Annotated in this window: 6 protein-coding genes and 1 pseudogene; 1 reads left to right on the top strand and 6 read right to left on the bottom strand. The window is 58.3% G+C overall.

The window, feature by feature from the left end; translation table 11 throughout:
• Nucleotides 1-80 precede the first annotated feature (80 nt).
• Nucleotides 81-713: pseudogene (locus Q673_RS31735) on the top strand (transposase); the annotation flags it as partial.
• Between the two features lie 84 nt (nt 714-797).
• Here the strand turns inward: Q673_RS31735 and ltrA are convergent.
• The 6 genes from ltrA to Q673_RS31720 all read right to left on the bottom strand — a co-directional run.
• Nucleotides 798-2063 carry a group II intron reverse transcriptase/maturase gene (gene ltrA / locus Q673_RS36115; protein WP_235048528.1) on the bottom strand — a complete coding sequence of 422 codons (1266 nt, stop codon included), beginning with the start codon at nt 2061-2063 and terminating at the stop codon, nt 798-800.
• A 563-nt stretch (nt 2064-2626) separates the two neighbouring features.
• A complete protein-coding gene (locus Q673_RS36595; RefSeq protein ID WP_152527132.1) occupies nt 2627-3391 on the bottom strand; it encodes a hypothetical protein in 765 nt (254 codons plus the stop codon).
• 1067 nt (nt 3392-4458) lie between these two features.
• Nucleotides 4459-5379, bottom strand: a complete 921-nt coding sequence (locus Q673_RS36105) for an SH3 domain-containing protein (protein WP_081712059.1) — start codon at nt 5377-5379, stop codon at nt 4459-4461.
• A gap of 121 nt (nt 5380-5500) precedes the next feature.
• Nucleotides 5501-5797, bottom strand: coding sequence for a DUF6447 family protein (locus Q673_RS0118610; protein ID WP_023006785.1), 297 nt, complete (start codon nt 5795-5797; stop codon nt 5501-5503).
• Between the two features lie 45 nt (nt 5798-5842).
• Nucleotides 5843-6664: an OmpA family protein gene (locus Q673_RS31725; RefSeq protein WP_152527131.1), complete on the bottom strand. Its 822-nt coding sequence runs from the start codon at nt 6662-6664 to the stop codon at nt 5843-5845.
• 10 nt (nt 6665-6674) lie between these two features.
• A partial coding sequence (locus Q673_RS31720) for a YadA family autotransporter adhesin (RefSeq protein WP_023006783.1) occupies nt 6675-9530 on the bottom strand: 2856 nt, incomplete at its 5' end.

Raw genomic sequence — 9530 nt, 5'->3', positions numbered from 1 at the left:
ATGGAGAGCCGTATGCGCTGAAAGGTGCACGTACGGTTCGGGGAGGAGAAGCAGGGAAATAGCTCGACTACGCCCTGCTTCTTACTCCACTGCCGACCCCGGTGCGTGGGCAGTTCTACTACCTCTACATGATCGTCGACATCTACAGCCGCAAGATCGTCGATGCCGAGGTCTTTGACCAAGAGTCCATGGCCAACAGTAGCGAGGTCATCCAGCGCGCTGTGTTGCGCGAGGGCTGCATCAATCAGCCACTGGTGTTGCATGCCGACAACGGCTCCGCCATGAAGGGCTCGACGCTCCAGGCGACGCTGCAGCGGCTGAACATCACCCCGTCGTACAGCCGCCCCCGAGTCTCCAATGACAACGCCTTTTCGGAGTCGCTGTTCCGGACCTGCAAGTACCGGCCCGACTACCCGGTGGACGGCTATGAGAACCTGACAGCGGCGCAGCAGTGGGTGACTCGCTTCGTACATTGGTACAACCACGAACATCGCCACAGCGCCATTCGGTTCGTTACCCCGGGTGAGCGGCATGCCGGCCAGGATGACGAAGTGCTGGCCAAGCGAGATGCCATCTATGCCGATGCGAAACAGCAACATCCCGGTCGGTGGAGCGGTGCCACCCGCAACTGGACACCGCGCCGGACGGTCTGGCTGAACCCGGACCGGGAAGACCCGCTGGTTCAACGTGATCAGCGATTAGAAGCCGCCTGATTCCAGGGTCGAGTAGCCCGAGGGAACCGCCCCCTCAGGCTCTCACAGAACCGTACGTGAACCTCTCGATTCATACGGCTCCTCCTATCCAACCTTCTTCGAGTAGACGAACTCCCAGTGCGCAAAGAGAGTTGGCTGCGCTTCACGGACCTTCTTTACCCAAGTCCATGACCGGCGCTTATGCCCTCTCAAACGCTTGTACTTGTTGCGTGCCCAACGGCCCAGACGGAGGTCGATCTTCACCAGCGCTCGTTCCAGAGGCTGCGGATAGAACTTTCCATAATATGTCACCCAACCTCGCACCATGGGGTTGAGCCAATCCGCCAGTTGACGAAGGTCTGCCCATGTCGCTCGATTGATATTCATACGTCGGAGCGTTTTATGTATCCGCTTAAGTGCCTTGCGGCTCACCCCGGGGTTGAACCCAGTAAATAGATTTCCCTGCTTGTCCTGCACGGTTCTAGCGTGAAAGCTGAACCCCAGAAAATCAAAGCGAGTATGCGGGTGACCACCCTTTCGGCGGCCGTCCTTGCAGTACACCACTTTAGTCTTCTCAGGATGCAATTCCAGCCGGCATTCGCTCATTCTGTAATGCAAGGCGGTCAGCAGCGCCTCTGCTTCCTCCTTTGTCCGACAGTGGCAGACCACATCATCGGCGTACCTTTCAAAGGGAAGATGAGGAAACGTGCGTGCCATCCAGGCATCAAAGGCATAATGCAGGAAAAGGTTCGCCAATATTGGTGAAATGACACCGCCTTGCGGCGTGCCTCTATCCCTCTCTACTTTCGACCCATCTTCCTGCATCACGGGGGCTTTTAGCCATCTGCGAATATAAAGGCGAATCCAGGGCTCAGGCACATGCTTCTCCACCGCTTTCATCAGTAGATCATGGTCGATGGTATCGAAGAATGCCTTCATATCCAGATCTACCACCCAGTCATATCGCCAGCAGTTTCGACGTGCTTGCATCACCGCCTGGTGTGCACCACGCCCTGGGCGATAGCCGAATGACGACGTGTGGAAGAGTCTTTCGAGCCTGGGCTCCAGGATCATCTTTACTGCCATCTGCGCAACCCTGTCGCCGACCGTAGGAATCCCCAGCGGCCTGAACTGCCCATCACCTTTCGGTATCAGAACTTGGCGAACAGGTGCAGGATGATAGCTGCCCGAACTCATGCGGTTCCACAACTTGTACAGATTGGGACCAAGCTTATCCTGAAAGGCTGGGATGCTCTCCTTGTCGACGCCCGGCGCACCTTTGTTGGCCGCCACGCGTTTCCAGGCCTCCCAGAGCGTCCGCTTGGGTATCTCGAAGGGTTTTGCCATCACACGAAGGTCATCCTGCCTCATGACAGTTGCCTCCTTGCTCAGGCTGGATAGGGCCGTGCCTTCGCTCCAAGGCCATTACAGCCTTTTCATCGCTACTACGCACGACTCCGCCCCTGTACGTCGCATTGGTACTCAGATTCTCTTAGGGTTTCTGATTGAATCGCTCCCTTGGCATCGACGTGACAGGTTCCCCTGTTCCGTATCTGCGCCTGAATAACGGTCACGCCACCTCTATGCCGGATACCGCCAGGCCCACGTTCAGGTTGCCGCCTGACTTGTCCTGGGGCATTGGAAAGACCCCAGTTTTGATATCGGTTGCAATTATCGACACTTCGTCGGTGGTTCACTTTCGTTCGTCTCCGCTATTCACACCTGACAAGGTCTCGCCTTGCCTTTTCCACTGACGCTCACCACCGACGCTCTTGACGCCAGCAGCTCAGGGTGGTTTGGACACACCGCCTGATCGGCGTATCCGAGGGGCCCGCCCTCATCACAGATACAGCATGACTGGCACGTTACTCATGCTCAGCCTTCAGGGCACACTTCCAACAAGCTTGACAGGCATCGGGGGGTAAACCCGAGACTTAGCCCTCAATAGCGAGAATCTTCACCCCCCGTTGGTTTCGGATGGAGTTTTTAAGCCACGTAGGCTTTCCAGCTTTTACCATCTCAGGGCGTGACGTGATATAGCTACCCAAAGAAACTATATAATTTGATACTTCGCGGAGGATCTCATATTCTTCTGCTATGAGTGGATCCGCTCCATGCTCTGTGGGTAGCATGACATCGTTGTTTATAAAGTCACCTATTTCCGATGTCGTGAATGCTGACCTCAGCATGCAGGGGTGATTAATGGGATCTTCATCTATCGGGCTGTTGATTGCTATAGTGAGCCTGTGCCCTTCTTTCTCTACGGGCTCGTACCATTCATCAATATTGTAGTGGCGGAGCATTTTGTTCATTTGCCGGGAAATTTCTGATGATTTCATCCAACCTACCAATATTCCATCAACTTTATGGCTGCCAAAAGTTTGGCCATGAGGAACAGAAACCGTAGTAACCTTGGCCGGCCACTGCCATGACGGAGGATTTGCTGACGTAAACTGATCTTTGCTTACCTTATCGGAGATGGCAGCAGACGGGATGATCACATGGCCGGCCTTTGCATGAAATTGCTCAAGCATGAAGATATCGGCATTGATAGAGGAAAGAATAGCCGGATCCTCAAGGACGTGCCTCATGACCTCGTAGTCCAACGGCGCATTTTTGGGTAGGCCCAGCTGTTTCTTTACAGCGTTGAGGTACCTCCTTGTGAAAGGGGAGTAGTGGTGGTAGCTGAGCGTGCTCATCGGTTTCTCCTGGTTGCGATGTGGCATACCCACGGTACAACAAACATCATGGTGAATAGGGAAGCTGGCTGGAATCTCCAATTCCCCAAAAACGAGCCAAATATGGTATAAGCCGTTTTTTGCGTGAGCCTGCCGTCAGGAGTGCCTTCACAAAAAAAGGCTGAAATATGGTATAGCGTGCCTGGAGCCGATTTCGTACGTGATCCCAAAAGATGGCAAGAATATGATAAGGGCATGGCTGAGACGGGCTAGCGTCCATGGCCACATCGCGCCTTGCGGCCTCCCTGCCGATTCACCATGATGGCCTGTATCATCAAGCAAGCTAAGCGCATTCTGAAGTGGCCCCCCCCAAGGTGCGCTTCCATGAGAGGCGTGGGGGTGTGGTTATATGGGACACAGCGACCGAGGTGAGCCAGGGCTCGAGGCCCTGCTGGCTCAGAATCTCCGGGGTGCGCAGGGGGATCGCCATATCGCCCGCCGCGCAGGCTTAGCGAGACGCTATCTACCCGAAGGTCACTGCTCCTGATCCATCAGGTAGTCGGCCAGGGCCCGATAGGCCGGCAGCGAGGTGGGGTCATTGGCGGCGTTGGCAGCTACTGGGTGGGGGGCCAGACGCACAATGACCATCTCGGCGGTGGGATCGATCCAGATCGTCTGGCCGTGCACACCGCGGGCGGCGAAGGCGCCATGGTCGTCGTGGCTGACCCACCACAGTATGAGGCTTACCGGGGTGTCCGCTCCAATTAGACCAGTTCATAGATCAGCCACCCCACCCTCAACAACAGCGATCACCTGAAATCTATGCCACACGCTGTAGCCAGGAAGAAAACCGGCATGACAAGGAGCGACAAGCAAGCGCCTTTCGAACACTGAAGGGAGGCACTGGAAATTCTGGAGGCCAACAAGAGTCAGAAGTAGACCGACCTCACAGCAGGCTGTATCCAGCCAGGCCACCTCAGGTCCGTAACTAAACACCTAGCAAAACTATCACATAGACTACAATATCAATTAGATCACATCACCCCATGCAAAACCCAAAAATATTAAAGGCTACATTTCCGACAACTTTATTCAATAAGCTTCGTTGCGACCCAGCCTAAAACTGGCTCACCATCTTCGTCAAAATACACTTGACTCCAGCCTTCCCCACCTCCCAAAACATAAACTTCCTTACCAAGTTTCAATTGTGTTATTCTTGAGTTCTGGGTTCCGGCGCCTGAACGGATATTGACACGAGAACCTGCAATCTGCCTTTTTTCAAGATGAGGAAGGCTAGATGCAATGTTACCCTTAGATACATCGTTTCCACTACGCGACGCCATAGCAAACCAGAATACTGCCCAGGCATGGTTCCGCTCTACGCCGCGGCCGCGGGCATACATCGCCCCTAGGTTATTCTGCGCCATGGCGTCTCCTTGCCTGGCGGCCTGACTGAAGAGCTCGAAGGCGCGAGAATAGTCCTGCTCCACACCAAGACCATTCTCGTACAAGCTGCCCAAGTTGTTCTTAGCCTGAACATGATCTTGATCAGCCGCCTGCTCGAACCAACGTGCAGCCGCGACCGCATCCTCCTCGACACCAAACCCTTCCAGATACATCAACCCCAACTGGAACTGAGCTCCGCCGTGCCCGGACTGTGCTGCACGCTCCAGCCACTCCACGGCATCCGCCGGCCCCCGCCCATCAACTCGCTCACTCAGATACAACTCCGCAAGTCTTACTTGAGCGTCTAGCACATCATTATCAGCGGAAATCCGATACCACTTATAGGCCTCGTCTAGACTTTTCTTAACCCCAGCACCATTCTCGAACATCTGACCCAGCGCAAACTGTGATCGTCCCTCGCCCTGCTCTGCGGCTTCTCTCCACTCATGCACCGCCGAGGCGAAATTTCTCTGCCGAAACTCGGCCAGGCCAGCATCGTAGTCGGCATATACCAGCGTGCTACCGCTCAGTAGTACAACTCCCAGCCAAATCTTTGCTCTCATGAATCAACAACCATGGATTAACAACACCAAGGGAAACCCGGCATGTCAGACATGCCGGGTACGTCAGAAGATAAGGCAAAACGTGACAGCTCAAGTTACATGAAACGTCATCGCTACAAGGTCATGCCTGTGGTGCCACATTCTTGACCACATCACCCAGTATCCGGGCATAGGTGTTGCGTGCCGTCTGCATGATCGCCAGTTGGTCCTGCAACCGACGCATCTCCTGGTCGGTTACCCGAAGATTCTGCAGCTGTTCACGCCCCTGCTCCCCCAGGCTCTCCAACGTATAGGTGGCTCCATCGATGGTTACCGAGGGTTTATCTCCTCGCTCTTGCGCATTCATATTCACGGCTTCGGTTTCGCCCTGAGTCTCGATGTTCTTGCTGTCCTGTTGACGGCCACGTCGTTTGCTCATCGTTCCATCCTGGTGATTCTCTATCATCGTTACCGGTGGCTGGCTTTACCCGTCCACCGACTCGCTGATCGTGATCTCCACGCGCCTATTGGGGCGCAGGCACTCCGTCACGCTCTGCGTAGCCACGCTTCCCGGGCATGTCACCACCGGATCGGCCTCCCCGCGTCCGGCGGTGCGGATATCGCCACGACTGATCCCCTGAGTGGAGAGATAGTCAGCCACGGTATCGGCCCGTGATTGCGAAAGCGCCTGGTTGTAGGTCGCGCTACCGAAGCGGTCCGTGTAGCCCGTGATCAACATGCCGGGAGCCTCGAACTCGCTGAGCGCCGACTGCGCCACCCGCTCCAGGGCACGGCGACCTTCCAGCGTCAGCCGGTCGCTGTCGAAGTCGAACAGCACGTCGCCGGAAAGCACCAGCGTCTGGTCCTCCTTGCGCTCGACCGGAGCCAGCAGTGCCGGGCACTGCGCCTCACGCCAGCGGCTACTTTCCAGCGCCATCTCGTCATCGAATTCGACCTGGTACTGGCAGGTGATGTAGTCCCCGCCCTCTTCCCCCGTATAGAGGTTGAAGACGTAGTTCCACTCGCGCACGCCGAAGAACCCTTCACTGTAGTGAGGGTTGCCGATCAGCTGGCGCACCTGGTCCTTGGACTGGCCTTCCTTGATGCGCAGGATGTTCCGAGGATCGACGAAACGGCCACCGTCATACCAGTTGTCATCCAGCGCAGGAAATCCATCTCCCGCCTCGCGAATCTCTGCGCGGTCGTTATTCGGCGGCGCGGCGCACCCCGCCACCAGCACGACACCGGCGATACCGGCGGCCCCGAGGGCCGCCTTGCGCATTGCGTCTGAGCTCCATACTTTCACGTTCGTCTCCTTACCAGTGCCAGCCAGCACCGATGCCAGCGCCGAAGTTGCTTTGAGAATCACCGGTCACCTTGCCCTGAATAACCCAGCGACCATTGTCCGAAAGGCGCGAAATCCCCACGGAGATGGCGGACTCTCCCTCGTAGGTACCGGCACCTACGCCGACCATGCTCTTGCCCGGCAGCCAGGCCTGGGGCACGGTCGAGGCCGCCAGGGCACTGGCCGTACCGGCATTGGCATTCCTTTCCACGTCGCTGATACGGCCATGGACATTGTGGATCTCTTGAGCGAAGCGCTGATTGAGCTCCTGCATCTGCCCGACGTTCACCGCATCGGTTGCATCGACACCCGCGGCCACATTGGTAATCCGCTTGCCACCACCGTCGATACCATCGGCGGTCATGCTGGGGCCGCCTGCGATCGTCACGCCGGCATCACTGACCGTGGTCTTTCCGGTCGTCACACTGTCGACGTTGAGCTCGTTGTTCAGCGTCACCTGAACCCCGTCCCCTGTCGTCTGCGTGGTGATGTTGTCGTCGCCGGTGATCGCCACGGTATCGCCCAGCGTGCGGTTCACATCGTCGCCCTCATCGGCAGCGAAGTTCATGCCGCCATCGAGCGCGCCGTTGATATCGCCAAGCTCCTCCTGCACTTCATGCAGCTGGCTACCGTTGACCGCATCGGTGCTATCGGCGCTGATTTCTCCACGCCCCACCCCGGCGATGATGGTGTTGCCATTCTCATCGACGTTGTCCTTGTCGATGTTGACCGAGCCGACGTTGATGCTGTCGAAGTCCACATCACGCTCGGTCTCCACGGTGTAGATGGTTTGCCCATCGTCGCCGGTGGTCTGGCTGACAGTGATATTGCTTCCCGCCTCGACCTCGGTCTTGGCCGCGGCAACATCCTGGCCAATCTCGCCGGCGACCTGCTGGAGATCGCCCACGTTGACGGCATTCATCAGGTCACCACCGCTGATCTGGTCCAGCGTCTGGCCACCCAGGCCACTGGCAACATTGGTGACCTGCAGGCCACCGGCATCGATGCCGCCGATGGTCACGCTCGGCCCCCCTGCGATCACCAGGCCGCTGCCGTCCAGGCTCACGCTGTCGCCGATGCTCACGCCGTCGCCATCCATGATGGTATCCCCGACGCTCACCAGGCCGTTTTCACCATCCACGGTGACCGCGGTATCGCCCGCTCCCAGGGTAATGGCATCGTTGAGCGCCACTTCGATCACGCCATCCTGATCCACCCCGGCCTGGGACACCGTGATGTTCGAATCACCCCGGAAGTCCACCGCGCCGTTGGGTCCGATGTTCACCGCATCCGCACCGGAACCACTCAGGTTCCAGCCGGCGTTGGCGACCTGCTGTACCTCATACAGCTGGCTACCGTTGATGGCATCGGTGCTGGTCGAACTGACCTCGCCCGCAGCGACGTTGGTCACCACCTGACCGCCCGCATCGATGCCGCCCACGGTCACGCTCGGACCACCGTCGATCGTCAGGCCGCCATTGTCCAGGCTTACGTCGTCGCCCACCGTCACGCCGGCGCCATTCACGATGGTATCGCCGACGCTGACCAGACCATTCTCACCATCCACGGTGATCGCGCTATCGCCATCCCCCAGGGTGATGCTGTCGGCCAGGCCGAATGCCAGGTCGGTGCCAGTGCGGTCGATGACGATGTTGTCGTCGCTGGTGAAGTCCACCACGCCATCGGGACCGACGTTGTTGCTGCCGTCGGCCATGACCCCCTCGCCATCCACCGAGACGTGCCAGCCAGCGTTGGCCACGGTGTAGACCTGACCGAGCTGGTCCTCCGTGGCGGCCTGTCCGCTGGTGAAGCTGTTCGGATCGAAGGTCGTGTTGGTCAACCCACCGATGGTGCCGCTGTTGGCGTCGATCACGATCTGGTTAGCCGGCCCCGTGATCGGGTTCGCCGCCAGCGTGATCGTGCCCGCTTCCACGGTGGTAGTGGCCGTCGGATTGGCGGTGTTGTCGTTCACCACCAGGCCATCGGTGTCGAGCACGCTATCGCCGGTGGTGACGCTGCCGGTCTCGCCCAGGTCGATGTTCTCGGCCAGCTGGATCGACAGGGTGTCGCTGCCATCGGCGACCACACCGATGTTGCCGTCGACCAGGGCGGTCGCGTCGGTCTCGCCACCCATCAGGTTCAGCGTTTCCCCAAGCTTGCGATCGACGTTGGTGCCACTGTCGCCGGCGAAGGTCAGCGGGGTATCCGCCAGGCCGGTCAGCTGGCTGACGTTGACCGCGTCGGTGTCGGCCACGCCATTGGCGACATTGGAGACCACCTGATTACCGGCATTGATGCCACTGGTGGTCACACTCGGCCCACCCGCAATGGTCATGCCATCGGCGCCGTACTCGGTGCTGTTGGTGCCATCGGTGACGCTGGTACCGCTTGCGGTCACCGCGGTGACATTGCCGGCACCATCGTCGACAGTCAGCCCGTCGGTGTCGAGCGTGCTGTCACCGGTGGTCACGCTATCGACGGTAATGTCGTCGTTCAGCGCCACCTGAACCTTGGCATCATCGTCGACGCCGGACTCGGTCACAGTAACGTTGCTGTCACCCTCGAAGGTCACCTTGCCGTTCGGGCCGATATTGTGGCTGTTGCCATTCGCATCGGCCACGTTCCAACCCGCATTGGCCGCGGTATTGGCCGAGCGGATGGCGTCATCGATGGTGCTCTCACCGGTACCGCCCACATCACTCATGCTGAAGTCGTTGCCGGTGTAGTCGGCATTGCCGCCCAGCACATTGCTGGCCAGGCTGTCGCCCGCCGCCTGCAGCTGACTGCCGTTGATGGCATCGCTGCTGGTGCTGTTGATGGCGCCATC

The sequence above is a fragment of the Halomonas sp. PBN3 genome (genome assembly GCF_000475415.1).
GTDB lineage: Bacteria > Pseudomonadota > Gammaproteobacteria > Pseudomonadales > Halomonadaceae > Halomonas > Halomonas shengliensis.
Note: the sequence above shows the minus strand (reverse complement) of the source record. Positions and strands in the feature narration are given on the sequence as shown.